The organism is Sphingomonas horti, from assembly GCF_009753715.1.
GTDB lineage: Bacteria > Pseudomonadota > Alphaproteobacteria > Sphingomonadales > Sphingomonadaceae > Sphingomonas_B > Sphingomonas_B horti.
The window spans coordinates 288,108-304,270 of sequence record NZ_WQMS01000006.1 but is presented as its reverse complement, the minus strand read 5'-3'; the positions used below and the strand labels follow the sequence as shown (position 1 = coordinate 304,270).

Below are 16,163 nucleotides of genomic sequence, written 5' to 3'. Positions count from 1 at the left end.
CCGTATGAAGTTTGATCGCTTCGCCGCGATCGACTGGTCCGGCGCCGCGGGCGCGCGGCAGAAGGGAATCGCGCTCGCGACCTGCGTAGCGGGGGAGGACGCACCCGAGCTTGTCCGCCCCGGCCATATCTGGTCGCGCCGGGAGGTGCTGGACTGGATGCTGGCGCTGGAGGGCGACTGGCTTATTGGCCTCGACCTGTCGCCGTCGCTCGCCTTTGCGGACAAGGGCGCCTTCTTCCCCGGCTGGGCGCGCAGCCCGGCCGATGTGCGCGGGCTCTGGGCGCTGGTCGAGGATATCGCAAGCGACGAGCCGCACCTCGGCGCCAACCGCTTTGTCGATCATCCGGAAGCCAGCCGGCACTTCCGCCGCCATGGCGGCCGCTGCGGCGACCTGTTTCCGCCCGGTGCCGGCCGCTTCCGCGTCGTCGAGGATGCCAGCCGCGAGCAGGGGCTGTGCAACCCGTACAGCAACTTCAATCTGGTCGGCGCGGCGCAGGTGGGAAAATCCAGCCTGACCGGCATGCGGCTGTTCCACCGAATCGGCGGCAAGCTGCCGATCTGGCCCTATGATCCGGTGCCGGAGCGCGGGCCGGTCGTGATCGAAATCTACACCAGCATCGCCGCCACCGCAGCCGGCCTGCCGCGCGGCCGCACCAAGATCCGCGATCCGCAAACGCTCGATCGCGCCCTAGCCGCGCTCGGCAGCCGCGCACATGCGCCGCTCGGGCGCTACGACGACCACGCGACCGACGCGCTCCTTGCCGCCGCCTGGCTGCGCGCGGTCGCGCACGATCGCGCGCTCTGGTCGCCGGCCAAGCTCACGCCCGAGCTCGCCCGCACGGAAGGCTGGACGTTTGGCGTGCGCTAAATCCGCCCCTCGTTGCGCATGCGGATCAGCTCGTCCGGGCTGTAGCGGCCGCCTTGGGCGTTGGCGCGGCGGATCGAGGCGAGCGACACGCCATTGTCGCGCAGGCGGATCATCTCGTCGACGCTGAGGTCGCCATAGCCGACCTCACGCAGCTCGCCGACGAAACCGGCGCTCAGCCCGTGGTCGCGCATCCGCACGACGTCGTCCGCCGAAAAGCGCCGGCCGCTGGCCGCCAGTTCGCGCACGAAGGCAGCGCTGACGCCGTGATCCCGCATGTCGATCAGCTCGCGCACGCCGGCATCCGGGAAGCCGTTGCGCCGCACCTCGGCGACATAGTCGGGCATCACGCCGTGATCGCGCAGGTCGATCAACTCCTGAGGGCTGAGCTTGCCGAGCCTGTTCGCCATCACCGCGCGGATATAGTCGGTGGTGACGCCGTGATCGCGCATGTCGGCGAGCGCGCCGAGCGTCGGTAGTTTGTAGCCAAGCGCGCTCACCTCGCGCAGCATCTCCAGCCCGACACCATGCTCGCGCAGGCGGATCACATCGCCCACGCTGGCGCCCCGATAGCCCTGGCGCGCAATTTCCGCGAACATCGGCAGGCCGACGTCCATCATCGTCAGCGAGAGTAATTGCCGGTCGTCGGCATGACCGAAGCCCTGCCGCTCCAGAGCGCCGACGAACTCCGGATTGCCGGCAAAACTGCACGCGCCCTCGCCTTCTCCCGACCCGGCGGTACCGCTGCAGTCCAGCGTGCCGGCGTCCTCCTTCACGGCAAAGCGCACCGGTCCGCGCCGTCCGCGCAGCTGCTCGGCGGTCAGCCCGGCGAGGCTGTCGAGGGCGACCGGATGGCTGTGGATGTTCTGGCTGCGACCCTCGCGGACCATCAGCGTGAACTGCACCTTGCCGTCGTCGCGCCGCTCGCCATGGTCGATCGACCATTCGATCCGGCCCGGCATCTGCGCGCAGGCGAAGGACGGCAGCGCCGCAAGGGCTGCGGCAAGGCTCAGGACAAGGCGGTGGTTCATGCAGGCTCTCCCCATTACAGGAGCGCCGATGCAATAAGCGTGCAGGAGCTAAACCACTGATCTTGCAGCACTGACGAAACAACGTCCCGTGCGCGGCCGGACGGTTGTGACCGAAATCGGACAGGAGGCTGGACGCCGCTTGCGCGATGACGCATGGGCGAATTTCGATGCCGGGTTAGCTCAGCTGGTAGAGCAACCGCCTTGTAAGCGGTAGGTCGTCCGTTCGAGTCGGACACTCGGCACCACTTGCTTCACGCGGCTGCCGCGCCTAGATCGGCGCGATGTTCGGCCGCTCCGGGAAGGGGCGGCCCTATTTGTTTCTGGAGGTTCCCTTGGCTCAGCCGCTTATGCCGCACGCGACCGCTTCGTGGCTGGTCGACAACACGTCGCTTTCGTTCCAGCAGATCGCCGATTTCTGCGGCCTGCACGTGCTGGAGGTCCAGGCGATCGCCGACGATGCCGCCGCGACCAAGCTGACCGGCCGCGATCCCGTCCGCGCGCACGACCTGTCGATGGACGAGATCGAAAAGGGGCAGAAGGACCCGAATTATCGCCTCCAGATCAGCAAGGGCCCTGAGCAGGTCCGCCGCACCAAGGGGCCGCGCTACACGCCGGTCTCCAAGCGCCAGGACAAGCCGGACGGCATTGCCTGGATCATCCGCAACCATCCCGAAGTCTCCGACGGCGCGATCGGCAAGCTGATCGGCACGACCCGGACCACGATCGCCGCGATCCGCGACCGCAGCCACTGGAACATCGCCAACATCACGCCGAAGGACCCGGTGACCCTGGGCCTGTGCTCGCAGCGCGAGCTCGACGCGGCGGTGGCGAAGGCGGCCAAGGCGGCCGGGATCGAGGCGCCGACCGACACGCGCTTCGAAGGCGACCGCGAGGCACTTATCGAGGAACTGCGCGCCGAACGCGAGCGCGCGGTGCGCGAGGCCGATGCGGCCGCCGCCGGCGAGCTGCAGGCGCCCGACCACCCGGCCTTTGCCGACCCGTTCAAGCACGGGTGAGCCGCACGCCGGACGCAACGCTGGCGGATCACCACGCCAGCCCGACTAGCCACAAGGGCCTGCACTACCCGTTCGGCGAGCGGGCGCCGGAACCTGGCGAGCTGATCGAGGTGGCGCCGGGCGTGCACTGGGCGCGGCTGCCGGTGCCGGGGGCGCTCAGGCACATCAACGTCTGGACCGTCGAGGAAGACGGCGGGGTCGCGATCGTCGACACCGGCCTGCCGCGCGATGCGTGCAAGGACGCCTGGCGTGCGATCTTCGCCGGCCCGCTGGCCGGGCGCACGGTCACGCGCGTGATCGTCACGCACATGCACCCCGACCATCTCGGCCTCGCGGGCTGGCTGACGCGCAAGTTCGGCGTGCGGCTGTGGATGACGCGCGGCGAATATCTGACCGCGCGGCTGCTCGTCGCCGACGCTCGGCCGGAGCCGCCTGAGGACGTGGTCGCGATGTGGCGCGGCGCCGGCTGGTCGGGCGAGCAGATCGCCGCCGCCACGGCGCGCGGCTGGAGCATGTTCGCCCGCGCGGTCCACAAACTGCCTGACGGCTATGTACGGGTGCAGGCGGGCGACCGATTGGGCGCGTTCGACACGATCGTCGGCAGCGGCCATTCGCCCGAGCATCTCTGCCTGGTCGATCCGGCGCGCCGCGTGATGATCGCGGGCGACCAGGTACTGCCGCGGATCAGCTCCAACGTCTCGCTGACCACGCTGGAACCGGACGGCGATCCGCTCGGCGAATGGCTGGACAGCCTCGCCCGCTTTCGCGCCGAGCTGCCGGGCGACCTGCTGGTGCTGCCCGCCCACGGCTCACCCTTCACCGGCCTCCATGCGCGGCTGGATGCGCTGGTTGAGGGCCACGAGAAGCAGCTCGCCCGGCTCGAGGACCGGCTGGCCGAGGCGCCGCGCCGCGCGGTCGACTGTTTCGGCGTGATGTTCGCGCGCACGATCGACGACAAATTGCTCGGCATGGCGACCGGCGAGACGCTCGCGCATTTGCGCTGGCTGGAACGCCGCGGCCGGGCCGGCCGCGAGGAGCGCGACGGCGTCTGGCGGTGGCGCCGCTGAGCGTCCCGACGTAACGGGTCAATAGTCCTTCCGGTACCTGAGCTCCACGCTGGTTCCCGAGAAGGAGCTGGTCTGCGACAGGATGCTGAGCGCCTTCGACAGCGCAATGTTGATCTGGGTGGCGGTGAAGCCGCGCGCGTCGGTGATGATCTCCACATAGATGCGGTTGGAGATGTAGGTACCGGCGGCGACCGCAGTGCCGCGGCCGGTGGTCTCGTCGGCACCCAGGATGCGCAGCCGGTCGATGCCCGCGACGGAACGCAGCTTGCCGAGCGGGTTGAGGCCGCCGCCCGAGCCGCGCAAGCTGTTCAGCGCCGCGGCAAGCTGCACTGCCTGGATCGCCGAGATGCTGGAGATCGATTCACCGAACAATGCGCGCGACAAAAGCTCGTCCTGCGGCAGCTGCGGCGTCGAGCTGAAGCTGATCTGCGGGTTCTGCGCGCGGCCGCCGATCACGATCGTGATCTCGGTGCCCGACACGTCGCCGGTGGCGCGGATATCGAGCGCCGGATTGGTGCCGCCCTCGAAATTGATGTGGCTGCTGTTGTCGAGGTCGAAACGGCGGCCGGCGAAGCTGTAGGTGCCGCGCACCACGTCCAGCCGTCCGACCAGGCGTGGCGCCGCGCTGGTGCCGGCCACGCGCAGGTCCGCCGCCCATTCGGATTCGAGGCCCATGCCGGAGACGAAGATCTGGTTGTCGGCCCGCAACCTAAGGTCGAGCTTGAACAGGCCCGGCAACGGCGGCGGCTCGTCGGGCTCGGTAGAAGGCGGCGGCGCGCCCTTGCGGCGGACCCCTTCCAGCACCGCGACCTCGGCCGCGCCCTGGCGGACGATCTGGTAGCGGACCTCGGGCAGCCGAAGGTCGCCGGCGATCGTCGCGCCGGCCGCCTTGCTGTTGGTCAGCCGGAGGGTGCCGGTTGCGGTGGCGCCCAGCGCGTCGGAGCGGGCGAGCCGTGCATGGTCCAGCGTTGCGCTGACGTCGATCGGATAGCCCGCGGCCGAGGACAGGCCGACCGAGCCGCGCGCAGAGATTGTCCCCTCGCCGGCTTGGCCTGTGAACTCGCTGATCTCCAGCCGGTCGTTGGTGAAGCGGCCGGAAAGGCGGATGTTGCGGATGCGGGTGCCATAGGTCTCGTTGGTGTAGCCGAGCGCGTTGGCGCGGATCACGCCGGTCAGCTGCGGCTGGTCGAGCCGGCCCGAGAAGTCGGCGGCGACGCCGATCGGGCCGCTCAGCTGCTGGTCGGCGATGCCGGTCAGCGACCAGAGCACGCTTGCCGGGCCGTTGTAGCGGATGCCGCCGGACAGCGGGGCCGCGAACAGTCGGCTGGTCCAGCTCGCTCCCGCGGCGACGGGCTGGAGCCGCGCCTGCAGCCGCCCGATCGCCTGGCCGCCGCGACGGATCACCGCGCTCAGAGCGCCGCCCTCGGGCCTGAGCGTGCCGAGCAGCGCGATGTCGACCGGCTCCGACACCGCCGCTGCGCCCGAGCGCGTGAAATTGTCGACCGCGAGACGCAGGTCGGCGCGCGGGAAGGCGCTCCCCGTTTGCGCGAAGTCGAGGCTGCCGGTGGCCTTGCCGCCGACCCCGGCGCCCGCCGCAAAGGCGTTCAGCACCGACAGGTCGAGACCGTCGAACCGGGCACGCAGCTCCACGCCCGGGCCGTAGCGGCCGGTCAGCCGCACCTCGCCCTGCGGCAGCACGATGGTCGCCGGCTCCAGCGCATAACCGCCACCCTCGGCCCGGATCACCGCCGGCCGGGCAAGGTGGAAGGCGATGCTGTTGACGGTGCCTCGCGCCGCGACGCGGTACAGGCCCGGCGACAGGTCGGCTCTGGCCGCGACCTCGAAGCTCGCGCCGCTGCGGCCCTTCGCGGCCAGCTCGGCAGTGCCGCGCCCACCCTGGTAGTTGATACGGGCGCGCGCGGTCTGCACGACCATCTGGCCCTGGCGGACTCCGGCTGCCTGAATGTCCGCGACGACCAGCGGCGCCGATGCGTAAAGCACCAGTCGCGCCTCGACGGTGGCGCGGCCGATCCGGATCGGCGGCTCGGCCGGGATCGTCGCCTCGACCGCGCGGGCGGAGACCTGCGCCGTTTGCACGCTGCCCTGCGCGCCCAGGCGCACGGTGCCGGTAAAGCCGGAGCCGGCAAGGCTCAGCTGGCCCGCGAACGGCCCGGCGCGGGTCTGCGTCACCCGTCCCTTGAAGTCGATGCCGGCAAAATGCGCGCGGCGGATATCGACCGCCAGCGGTCCGCCGCCGCCCGTAGCGACGAACAGGTCGGCCGAGAACGGACCATAGGGCGAGCCGCCCGTCGCGGTGATCGCATAGCCGTTGCCGGTCGAGCGGATCTGCGCGTCGACATCGGTCAGCGGCACGCCGATGTTCGGTCGCGACGCGCGGATGCGGATCTGCGGGCGCGCGGTGGTGCCGGTGACGAACACGGTCAGCGGGCCATATTGGTCCGACACGCCCGTCGCCCGGAAATCGATGCGGCCGTCCGGGCGATAGGTGCCGCCGCCGTCGCTGATCTTCAGCTTCGGCGCGGCGAGCCGCAGCCGCGTGATCCGCACCACGCCGCCATCGCCATAGGCCAGCCGACCGGTGACGATCGTGTGCCCGCCGAGCAGGTTGCGGACGCTGCCATTGTCGATCCGCACCGTCTCCGCGGCGAACCGCCCCGTCAGCGCGAAACCCTTGGGCGTCGTCACCAGGTTCACGTCGGTCGTGAGCCCGATGATGCCGACGCCCTGCACCAGGTAGTTATTGACGCGGCCTTTCAGCCCGGCGCGGTAGGTGCCGCTCGACAAGTCGGCGACGACCACTGCGGTAGCGTCTATCTGCGGCGACCGGATGCGAAGGTTGTCGGACAGGATCGTGTCGCCGCTGATCGCGAGTTGGCCGTTAATCGTCACGTTTGTGAGCAGCCCGCCGACACTGGCGCTGAGCCCGGTCACCCGCGCCGCCCGCGCTGAAACCGGGATCAGGATGCGATCGCTGTTCACGCGCGCCCGTCCTTGCGCGAACAGCCGCTCGACGACGGTGTTGTTGAAGCCGATCGCGGCCGCGCTCAGCCGGTAGTCGACGGCAGGCCGCGCAAACGGCCCGTCAAGGATCATCTGCAGCCGGACGTCACGGCCGCTGAGGTTCGGGGCGATCGAGGCCGGGCGGATCAGCCGCGCGTCGACGCGGAACGCGCCGAACCGGCTGTGTGCCAGGTCCACTTCGCCGGCCGCGTCGACCGCCAGCGCGTCGGAGCGGAGCGCCAGCTTCGTGTTGGCGATGCGCTTGTCCAGCGCGGCGGTCAGGTCGACCTCCAGCGCCGGCGCCGTGATGCGCGCGGCGGCGGGCACGACCAGGCCGGGATGGGCCGGCCCCTTGAGCGCGAAGGTGCCGTTGCGCGCGGTCAGCGCCAGGTCGGCGAGCGACTGGCCGCCAAGCGTTGCCGTCAGCCGCCCCCTCCATGCCTGCCAGCTGCCCGTACCGCCGATCTGCGCCTGTAGCGGTACCGTGAGCCCGGCCGTGCGGGCGATTACGCCGCCGGCCGGGGCATCCAGCCGCGCCTCGATCGCCAGCCGGTTGTCGTCGGGGACGGCGTCCAACACCAGCTTCAGCCGGTCGCCACCGCCCAGCACCGCCGCGTCGGCGCGGACCTGCGCGCGGCGGTCTGCGATCTTCACGCTGCCTTGGACCGTGACGATGCGGCGCTCACCCGAGACCGGCGGCTGCAGCACCAGCCGGTCGACCTTCAGCCGGCCGATATCGATGTCGATGTCCGGCAGGATCGGCGCGTTCGGCTGGCTCGGCACCGGCTTCAGCGCCGGCATCCGCCAAAGGGTGATCAGCGGCGCGGCCGCCGATCGGATATCGATATGGTTGCCGAGATAGGCGAAGGGCCGCCAGTCGATCGCGATGCGTGGCGCCGTCGCGAACACGCCTTTGGTGTCGCTGACCCGCACGTCGCGCAGCACCATCTTGCCGTAGATCGAACCCTCGATCCGGCCGACCTGAAAACGTAGCCCCGATGCGGTTGTGAAACCCGCGGCCCGGTCGGCGATGAAGCGGCGGCCCGGATCGGTGTTCAACCCGACCAGCACGACCGCGAGCACCAGCAGAAGCCCGGCGACGATGCCGCCCGCCCAGATCGCGATCCGCCGCGCGGTCATCAGAAGGCCTGCCCGATCGAGACATAGGCAGTGAAGCGCGCCTCGCCTTTGCGGCGGTCGAGCGGCGTCGCGATGTCGACGCGGATCGGCCCGAAATTGGTGTAGAGCCGCCCGCCGATGCCGACTCCAAAGCGCATGTCGCTGAACTTGGGCGTACTGCTCTGATAGACCTGCCCGGCGTCGATGAACGGCACGATGCCGTAATTGCCGAAGCGATAGCGCGCCTCCACCGCGAACTCGTTCAGGCTGCGCCCGCCCAGCGGATCGTTGTTCGCGTCGCGCGGACCGAGCTCCTGATAGCCGAAGCCGCGCACCGAGCCACCACCGCCGGCATAGAGCCGCCGCGACGGCGCGATCCGGTCGCGGGCTGCGCCGACGATCGAGCCCAGCCGCACCCGCGCGGCGATCGTCAGGCTGTCGCTGGCCGGATAATAGACGCTGCCGTCCACTTGAGCGCGGACATATTGGTCGAACGCGCCCTTCGCGCGCTGCGACACTTCGGGACTGACCCGCGCCGCAAGGCGGAAGCCCTTGGTCGGGTCGAGCAGGTTGTTCGACCGGTCATAGCCGATCTGGGCCGGCAGCGCGGCGATGAAATAGGTGCCGTCGTCGCGCCGGCGGGTGGGGTCGGCCCGCTTCTCGTCGGTCGTGACCAGCTCGAACCCGTAGCTCCAGGTCCAGACCTTCTGCCAGATCGGCGTCGACTGGCGCGCGATGCTGCCGATCAGGGACGCGGTATAGGCCTCGAACGCCTTGTAATCCTGGTGCGAGGCGCTGAGCGCCAGGTTCACCGTGCGGTCGCGTTTGCCCGCGTTCGAGCGCCGGAACGTCACCGACGCGCCCTGCTCCTGCGTGCCCGCGACGCCGGCGACGATCAGCGCGCCTTCCGGCGGGAACAGATTGCGGTGGGTCCAGCTACCTCTGAGCGTGAAGCCCTGCCCGGTCGCATAGCCGGCCTGCGCGGCGAGCGTGCGCGGCGGCCCCGCCTGCTGGATCACGCGCAGGTCCACCAGCTCGGTGCCGTCCGGCCCCGGCTCGCCGGTTGCGATCGGCTCGACCGCGACGCTGGAGAACAGCCCGGTCGCGACCATCGCCTCGCGCAGATCGTCGACCTTGCGGCTGTCGTACAGTTCGCCGCGCCGGAACCGCGACAACACGGCCACATGCCCAGCGTCGAAGGCGAGATCGCCTTCTGTTCGGAACCCGCCGAAACTGCTGCGCGCGCCGGGATCGACCGGCAGCGTATAGTCTCCCAGATGCGTCGCCGGATCGAGCAGCACGTCGCGCTCGCCCAGATCGACGAACGGATAGCCCTGCTGCGGCAGGCGCAGCCGCACGTTCGCCTCGGCTGCCTCGACATCTGCGGCGATGATCGGATCGCCGGACTTCAGCTTCAGCGCCTCGCGCGCAATGCCGGGCGGCACCGTCGCCGGGCCGGTGATCGCGATCGCGCCGAACGCGTAGCGCGGCCCCGGCACGGCGCTGATGGTCGCGGTGACGCTGTTCGGCTGGTCCGGCACCGGTGCGACAGACGACGTGACGACCGCGTCGTAATAGCCCTCGGAATGGAGGATCGTCGCCGCAAGCCGCTCGTCCTCGCGCGCGCGCGCCGTCACCACTGCGCCGTTCGCGGCCTGGCCGTCGCCCTTGTCCAGCGCCGACAGGGAGCGGAACCGTCCTTCGAGACCGACTTGGTCGAGGCCTTCCACGACGACGCGGTATCGCACCGTGGCGGCATTCTCGACCGCTTCCGCCTTGGCCGGCTCGGTCGGCGTCGTCACGTCGAAGGTGGCGAGCGGGGGCAGCGGCTCACTGAGCGCCGGGTCGGGGGGCGGTGGCGCAGGGGTGTCGAACGACTGGAGTGGCGCCAGCGGAGCCTTCAAATCGTCGCCCACCTTGGGCAGCGCCGCCTCGAACTCGGCATCGGGCACGATCGCGGCATCGGGCGGCGGCGCTTGCTGCAGCTGCGGCTGCGCGCGCGCCGCTCCTCCCGGCGCCCACGCCATCACCGCCGCGACAATCCAGATCGCCTTCAACCGAAACCCCTTTTCGCGGGGCAACGCGAGCGGCGAGGGACAGTTCCGGACCCGGCATGATTACTGCCCGGCGATTAAGCGGATTTTTAAGCGATTCGGCCTAGCGACTCCGCTGTGACTGCCGCCTTTGCCCACCCCTTCCCGCAGGAAGACGATTTCGACGACCGCCGCGTCGGGCCTCGCCACATTTCCGTGCTGCGGGTCGGCCGCACCGTCTGGGACGGCATCGACCAGCTCTGCGTCGTCCGCAACCTGTCCGCGGGCGGGCTGATGTTCGAATGCCTGCATCCGCCGGCGGTCGGCCAGCAGGTTAACGTCGAACTTCGTTCCGACAAGCAGATGACCGGCGTCGTGCGCTGGGCCAAGGGCATTGGCGCCGGCATCGAATTCGACGCGCCGGTGAACGTCGAGCAGATGCTCCGCGAGGAGCGCGGCACGCTGCTGCGCGTCCGGCCGCGAGCGCCGCGCTTCGTGCGTCGCGGCACCGTCAGGCTGATTGGCCGCGACGGCGATGCGGTGGCCGGCGACATCATCGACATCGCGATCGGCGGCCTCAGCTGCCGTCCCGAGCAGCCGCTCAAGCGTGGTGAGCCGATCGTCGCCTCGATCGATGGGATCGGCGCCACCAACGCAGAGCTTCGCTGGTCCCGCGGCGACGTCTCCGGCATCCGATTCGACAAGCCGCTGCCTTGGCGCGCCTTCCAGCTCTGGCTCGACCAGGCGCCGCGCGCCTAACAGCGCCGCAGCGTTCGCCGCATCGTCCGGACCGGCACCGCGTCCCAGCTATATTTGTACGGCTCTTCGCCGCGCAGGAAATGGAACTCCCGCGCGCCTTCCGCGATCGCGGTCTCGATCAGGCAGGCGAAGGCGAGCGTACCAAAGCTCTGCCTCGGAACCGACAGGTCGATCCCGCCGATATAGGAATGGAAGCGCTCCGCATCGCGAAAGCCGAGCAGCGCCGCAACGATGCGCCCCGCGTGACGTATGACCGCCATGCGCAGCAGGCCCGCTTCCGCAAGTGCGGGCGCCGCCGCGTGGTGAAACGCCCGGACGCGCGGATCCGCCAGCATCCCCCGTTCGCCCGCCGCATTCCATTGCGCCGTATGCAGCGCAATCATGGCCTCGACCGCGTCCGGCACCTCCGCTGCCGTCGCGAGCGACACGGAGAGGTCCGAAAGATCGTCGGCACGGTGGCGGTCATGCGCCAGCTTCCGCCGCTGCGTTTTCGAGAGCAGCTCGCGTAGCGATTTGCCCATCGGCAGCGCGAGCACCGGACAGATTTCGTGCGGTTCGTCCGTGGCAATCCAGCCGGGCGGCGGCGGGCGCAGCAGCGGCGAATCGGGACGCAGGTCCGGCAGCACGAGCTCGTCCCACGCGATCGGTGCGTCGGCAGCGGCGTCCAGCAGGGCCGGCACCGCGTCCGGATCACCGATCATGTCGCAATAGTCGCTGTGCCCGGCGCCGGCGGGCACCAGCTTGCGCGTGCCCCGATCGTCCCACAGGAAAAGCGGCAGGAGCGCGCGACCGGGCACTTCGATGACGTGAACCTGCTGCCCGCCCAGATGCGTGGCCCAGGCATTGAGCCAGGCCGGCGACTGGAACGGCGTCGCGCGAGGATCGCTCCGCCACAGCGCCCACGCATCGTCCCCCAGCGTCATCGCCGCACCAGCTGGAAACCGGCCGCATCCCAGATCGCGAACGGTCGCTCGGCCGAGCGGAGCAGGTCGAACCCGTGCGCATTCGCCAGCAGCGCCGCCTCCGCCGTGTCCGCCGCCAGGTCGCCGCGATAGGACCAGTTGAACACGATCAGCGAGCCGCCGGGGCGGAGCGCCCGCGCCGCTTCGGCGACATGCGCGTCCAACAGTCCGGCGGCGACCAGATAGGGAAAGCTGTCGGCGGCCAGCATCAGGTCGACGCTCGCATCGGCGACGCCATCGAGCCCGCGTCCCCTGCCGATCAGGTAACGCACGTCGCCGCCGCGCCTTCGCGCCTCGGCAATCATCGCCGGCGAGACGTCGAGGCCGACCACTCTGGCGCCGCGCGCCGTCATCGCCCGCGCGACGCGCCCGATGCCGCAGCCGAAATCGAGCACGTCCTGCCCGTCGAGCGGATGCCAGCGCTGGACCATGGCGACCAGCTCGGCCGTGGCCTCCTCGAGCAGTGCCGGATCACCGAGCGAATAGAGCGCGACGCCTGCCTCCGGCGCCTCGACTGCCAGCCGATCGAACAGCGCGCGTGCGGCTTCGGCGCTGCCGGGCGGGTCGAGGCCGCCGGCGATCAGCGCGCGCGCCTTCGCAATGCGCGCCGGATGGGCTCGGGCGAGCGCGGCGACCGGGCCGGTCTCGGGCAGCTCGGCGCCTTCCAGCAGCATCCGCACCAGCGCGATCTGCGGCGACGTCATGCCGCCAGCCGTTCGTAGAGGCGCAGATACTCGGCGGTCATCCGCGCTGCCGAAAAGCGCGCCTCCGCCGCGGCACGACAGGCGGCGGGGTCGATCGTATCGACCCGCGCGATCGCATCGCCCATCGAGTCCGCGTCGTCGACGATGAAGCCGGTGACGCCGTCCTCGACCACCTCCGGCAACGCCCCGGAGCGATAGGCGATCACCGGCGTACCGCTGGCCAGCGCTTCCATCGCGACGAGAGAGCTGGTTTCCGGGGCCGTCGAAGGGACCAGCAGGCAGCGCGCGCCGGCGATCAGCTGCGCCTTGGCGTGGCCGGCGACTGCCCCGATCCAACGATGCCAGTCGTCAAGCGCGGGCGCGACCTGCGCCGCGAAATAGCGGCGATGCTCCGGATAGGGATAAAGCCGCCCAGCCATCAGCAGCCGCACGCCGGCCCTCCTGGTCGCGGCAATCGCGTCGTGAAACCCCTTGATCGGCGCGACGCGGCCGAGCGCGAGCGCATAATCGGACTTGCTGCGCGCCGGTCGGTAGCGGTCGAGATCGACCCCGTTCTCGATCGGCGGCAGCAGCGTCAGCCCTGCCGGCGCACGCGCCGCCTCGTCCCGCGATACCGGCAGCAGGCGCGCACCCGAGCGGAGCGCGGCCTCCGCATACCAGGCGATCGGCAGGTGCAAGGTGGCGAGCTGAGGCAGCGCGGCCGCGGCGAAATAGACGCCGAAATCCAGCCCGTGATAGTGGATCACGTCGATCGGCGCGCCCCTCAGTTCGTCGGCGATGCGGTCGCGCACCGCGCCGTGCACCCGGGTTCTTGCCGCAGCATCGATCTCTCCATCGACCGCCGGGATCGTGCGCAGCTCGCCCGCGACATGGGATCCTTGAGGGGCGACTACGATCGATCGGTGACCCGCCGCGACCAGCGCACGATCGACATGCGCCAGAATCTGCTCCGCCCCGCCCGCCGGGTCCGCGGTGACCGGAGCGAACGGGTAGCCGATACTCAACACGGTCAGCATCGCGCCGCCAGCTCCCGCCATCCGCGGGACGTGATCGCCCAACCGAAACTGTCATAGAGCGCCGCGCCTGGCGGCGGCAACGCGGCAAAGTCATAGCGCGGCGCCCGGCGCCATCGCTCCTCCGCCGGTCGCCAGCAGCCGGTCACCGCGCGCTGGCTCGCGTGCGCGTCGATCGCCAGGCCGACCAGCGCCTGCTCGTCGCGATCGAGCGCGCGAACTAGCTCCGGCGCATCCGCGTCCGGCCAAAAGATGCCCCATGCCCGTTCGCCGCCGGCAAGGTGGTAACAGGCGAACTCGACGATCTCGCCGCCGAACGCCCGGCACACCGCAAAGGCGGCGGAGTCATGGTCCGGATGCCCGCCCTCATATGGATGGGTGAGCACCGCGCGCATGCCGGCAAGGTCGGCGCGCAGCCGCGCGATCAGCTCGGGCAGGCCGTACGCGAGGCTCTGGTCGGCGAAATCATAGGCGATGCGGCGCGGCGTCGCCGCCAATGTCCCGAGTGCCGCGTCCAGCTCGCCGGCGCGCCGGGCGGCATAGTCGCCGCGGCTCCGGAAGCCGAGCCGCGTCGCGTCGCGCATGTCGGTGGGCGCACCGTCGGTCAGGTGGATCAGAGTGGCGCGCGCCAGCCGCTTCAGCGCGGTTCCAAGCCACAGACTCTCGTCGTCGGGGTGCGCGACCACGATCGCGACCGGTTCCTCGATCCGCTCGCCCGATGCCAGCCGCGCGGCAAGGTCATGCGGCACGAACGGCCGGAGCGCCGGTCCGGGCGAGCAATTGGATCGCACTGCGATAGCCGCCCAGCGTTCCGACATCGACATAGCTTTCGCCCGCCTTCACGGCCGTGGCCCGGTTGCCGCGCGCCAGCCACGCGTTGACGAGCGTGCCCATATATTCGTCGCCCCGCCCCGGCTCGCACCACAGGCGATAGAGATCGTGAAAGACCTGCCCGGGCATCTTGAACGCGCCCCATACCCAATTGGAACGGGCGCCTTGCTGTTTGACCTGGATTTCCTCGACCGCGCCGTCATCGTCCATCACGACCGCGTCGAACAGCTCAGGGCGCTCGACCGGGAAGCAGAGAAAGGAGAGGCCTTCGTCCGGCAGCCTGGCCAGCCCGTCCTCCGGGAACCAGATCGTATCGGGCAGACCGATCAGCACCGGCTCGTCCGGCGCGGCGATCGGGCAGGCGCGGAACAGCGCATCGCATAGCCCGGCCGCCTGCGGCTGGACGACAAACGCGGTGTCCACGTGGCCGATGCCGCCGCCATAATAGCTGACGATGTCCGACTTGCTGGGCGAGATGACGAAGCAGATCTTGGTCGCTCCGCCCTTCACCATCCGCTCGATCAGATATTCGCTGACCGCCCTGGGCCGCTCCACGCCGTTCGAGTCGATCCGGCTGCCGACCGGCAGCAGTTCCTTGGAAAAGGCGAGCGGCTGGATTCGCGTTCCATTGCCGGCGGCGGGAATGATTCCCCACATCAGGCATATTCCCGCGCGGTTTCGAGCAGGGCGACCAGCTCCCGCGCACGTTCCGCGGAGCTGTGCTCGGCAAGCGTTCGCTCCCGCGCCCGCGCGGCGATGCGGCGCAGTTCCGCATCGTCGCGATCGAGCGCGGCGAGCACGTGTTCCGGCTGCGACACCAATAGGATGTCCTCGTCCGGCGTGAAGAAGGCTTCGAGCCCCGGCCAGCGGTCCGACAGGATCGGCACTCCGCACGCCGCCGCCTCGAAGAGCCGGCCGGAGGGACACCATCCCATTGCGGCCATGTCGCGGCGGGTGACGTTCAGCGTCGCGCGGCTGGAGCAGAAGAAGGCCGGATGGTCGGGCGGCGCGACGTGGCGCATGAACCAGATATTGTCCGTCCAGGGAAAGTCCTGCGGATAGCCGGAGCCGCCGAGCACGAAGCGCATGTCGGGCCGCCGCCGCGCCGGCCCGAGAAACAGCCGCTCGACCAGCGCCTGCCGGTCCTCAGCGAACGTGCCGAGATAACTGAGATCGCCGCCGAACATGGCTTGCCGCTCGACCGGCCGGTGCACGTCCGGGTCGACATGGCCGTACAGCGGCACCGCCCGGCGCGCACCCAGCTCCCGCTCCAGCGCGTCCAGCGCGGACCCGCCGGTATAGCTCAGCACCAGGTCGAACCCGCCCAGTCCCTCGGGCGGCAGATAGTCTACCTCCTCGTCCGCCGCGAGCCGCCCGAGCGTCACCGGCGTGTCGAGGTCGTAGAAGACGCGGAGGCCCCTGCCCCGCTCCGCCGCCAGCCGGCTCGCCGCGACCGCGTCCGGACAATAGGACGTGACGAACAGCGCATCGGCGTCGAGAAAGTCCGCAGCTCGGGCGGCGATGTCCTGCCAGTCCCTATAGATGACCAGGGTCGCGCCCGGGAGCTCGGTCAGGTCGCGATGGCCCGCATACCAGGGGACGTCGCGTTCGTAGAACAGCACCTCGTGCCCGTCCGCGGCCAGCGCCCGGATCAGGCCGCGCCACAGCGTCGCGTGGCCGTTTCCCCAGGACGAGCTGACGGTCAGGCCGAAAATCGCGAGCTTCATCGGGTGGCGTCCCTT

The 16,163-nt window shown here is 70.3% G+C and carries 13 protein-coding genes and 1 tRNA gene; 5 read left to right on the top strand and 9 right to left on the bottom strand.

Features of this window, described 5'->3' with window-relative positions:
* The first annotated feature begins 4 nt into the window (after window positions 1–4).
* Window positions 5–868: a hypothetical protein gene (locus tag GON01_RS05120; protein ID WP_157026270.1), complete on the top strand. Its 864-nt coding sequence runs from the start codon at window positions 5–7 to the stop codon at window positions 866–868.
* Here GON01_RS05120 and GON01_RS05115 read toward each other — a convergent pair.
* Window positions 865–1,896, bottom strand: coding sequence for a hypothetical protein (locus GON01_RS05115; RefSeq protein WP_157026269.1), 1,032 nt, complete (start codon window positions 1,894–1,896; stop codon window positions 865–867). The genes GON01_RS05120 and GON01_RS05115 overlap by 4 nt on opposite strands.
* A 169-nt stretch (window positions 1,897–2,065) precedes the next feature.
* Between GON01_RS05115 and GON01_RS05110 the strand changes: the two genes are divergently transcribed.
* The 3 genes from GON01_RS05110 to GON01_RS05100 all read left to right on the top strand — a co-directional run bounded on the left by GON01_RS05110 (window position 2,066) and on the right by GON01_RS05100 (window position 3,979).
* Window positions 2,066–2,141: transfer RNA gene (locus tag GON01_RS05110), tRNA-Thr, on the top strand.
* Between the two features lie 102 nt (window positions 2,142–2,243).
* The gene (locus GON01_RS05105) at window positions 2,244–2,912 is read left to right on the top strand and encodes a DUF1013 domain-containing protein (RefSeq protein ID WP_181599935.1); all 669 of its coding nucleotides are present in this window, start codon (window positions 2,244–2,246) and stop codon (window positions 2,910–2,912) included.
* Window positions 2,909–3,979 (top strand): MBL fold metallo-hydrolase, encoded by a 1,071-nt coding sequence (locus tag GON01_RS05100; protein WP_181599903.1) that lies wholly within the window; start codon window positions 2,909–2,911, stop codon window positions 3,977–3,979. Before GON01_RS05105 ends, GON01_RS05100 begins: the two co-directional genes overlap by 4 nt.
* 18 nt (window positions 3,980–3,997) lie before the next feature.
* Here GON01_RS05100 and GON01_RS05095 read toward each other — a convergent pair whose 3' ends face one another.
* Together GON01_RS05095 and GON01_RS05090 are read right to left on the bottom strand one after the other, a co-directional pair.
* On the bottom strand, window positions 3,998–8,140 hold the full coding sequence (locus GON01_RS05095; RefSeq protein WP_157026267.1) for a translocation/assembly module TamB domain-containing protein: 4,143 nt from the start codon (window positions 8,138–8,140) through the stop codon (window positions 3,998–4,000).
* Window positions 8,140–10,176: an autotransporter assembly complex protein TamA gene (locus tag GON01_RS05090; RefSeq protein WP_456299955.1), complete on the bottom strand. Its 2,037-nt coding sequence runs from the start codon at window positions 10,174–10,176 to the stop codon at window positions 8,140–8,142. The genes GON01_RS05095 and GON01_RS05090 overlap by 1 nt, the downstream gene beginning before the upstream one ends.
* 114 nt (window positions 10,177–10,290) lie before the next feature.
* On the opposite strand from GON01_RS05090, the gene GON01_RS05085 reads away from it, so the two are divergent.
* Complete coding sequence (locus GON01_RS05085) at window positions 10,291–10,911, top strand: PilZ domain-containing protein (protein ID WP_157026266.1); 621 nt, start codon at window positions 10,291–10,293, stop codon at window positions 10,909–10,911.
* Here GON01_RS05085 and GON01_RS05080 read toward each other — a convergent pair.
* Genes GON01_RS05080 through GON01_RS05055 form a run of 6 tightly spaced genes read right to left on the bottom strand, consistent with a single transcriptional unit; the run spans window position 10,908 to window position 16,148 of the window.
* Window positions 10,908–11,834, bottom strand: a complete 927-nt coding sequence (locus GON01_RS05080; protein ID WP_157026265.1) for a GNAT family N-acetyltransferase — start codon at window positions 11,832–11,834, stop codon at window positions 10,908–10,910. The two genes, GON01_RS05085 and GON01_RS05080, sit on opposite strands and share 4 nt — an antisense overlap.
* Entirely contained in the window at window positions 11,831–12,577 is a 747-nt protein-coding gene (locus tag GON01_RS05075) for a class I SAM-dependent DNA methyltransferase (protein WP_157026264.1), read from the bottom strand. The genes GON01_RS05080 and GON01_RS05075 overlap by 4 nt, the downstream gene beginning before the upstream one ends.
* A complete protein-coding gene (locus GON01_RS05070) occupies window positions 12,574–13,614 on the bottom strand; it encodes a glycosyltransferase (RefSeq protein ID WP_198159780.1) in 1,041 nt (346 codons plus the stop codon). Before GON01_RS05070 ends, GON01_RS05075 begins: the two co-directional genes overlap by 4 nt.
* Complete coding sequence (locus tag GON01_RS05065; RefSeq protein ID WP_198159779.1) at window positions 13,587–14,408, bottom strand: PIG-L deacetylase family protein; 822 nt, start codon at window positions 14,406–14,408, stop codon at window positions 13,587–13,589. The genes GON01_RS05070 and GON01_RS05065 overlap by 28 nt, the downstream gene beginning before the upstream one ends.
* The gene (locus GON01_RS05060) at window positions 14,329–15,078 is read right to left on the bottom strand and encodes a sugar phosphate nucleotidyltransferase (RefSeq protein WP_157026262.1); all 750 of its coding nucleotides are present in this window, start codon (window positions 15,076–15,078) and stop codon (window positions 14,329–14,331) included. Before GON01_RS05060 ends, GON01_RS05065 begins: the two co-directional genes overlap by 80 nt.
* On the bottom strand, window positions 15,078–16,148 hold the full coding sequence (locus GON01_RS05055; RefSeq protein ID WP_157026261.1) for a CgeB family protein: 1,071 nt from the start codon (window positions 16,146–16,148) through the stop codon (window positions 15,078–15,080). Before GON01_RS05055 ends, GON01_RS05060 begins: the two co-directional genes overlap by 1 nt.
* Window positions 16,149–16,163: the final 15 nt, after the last annotated feature.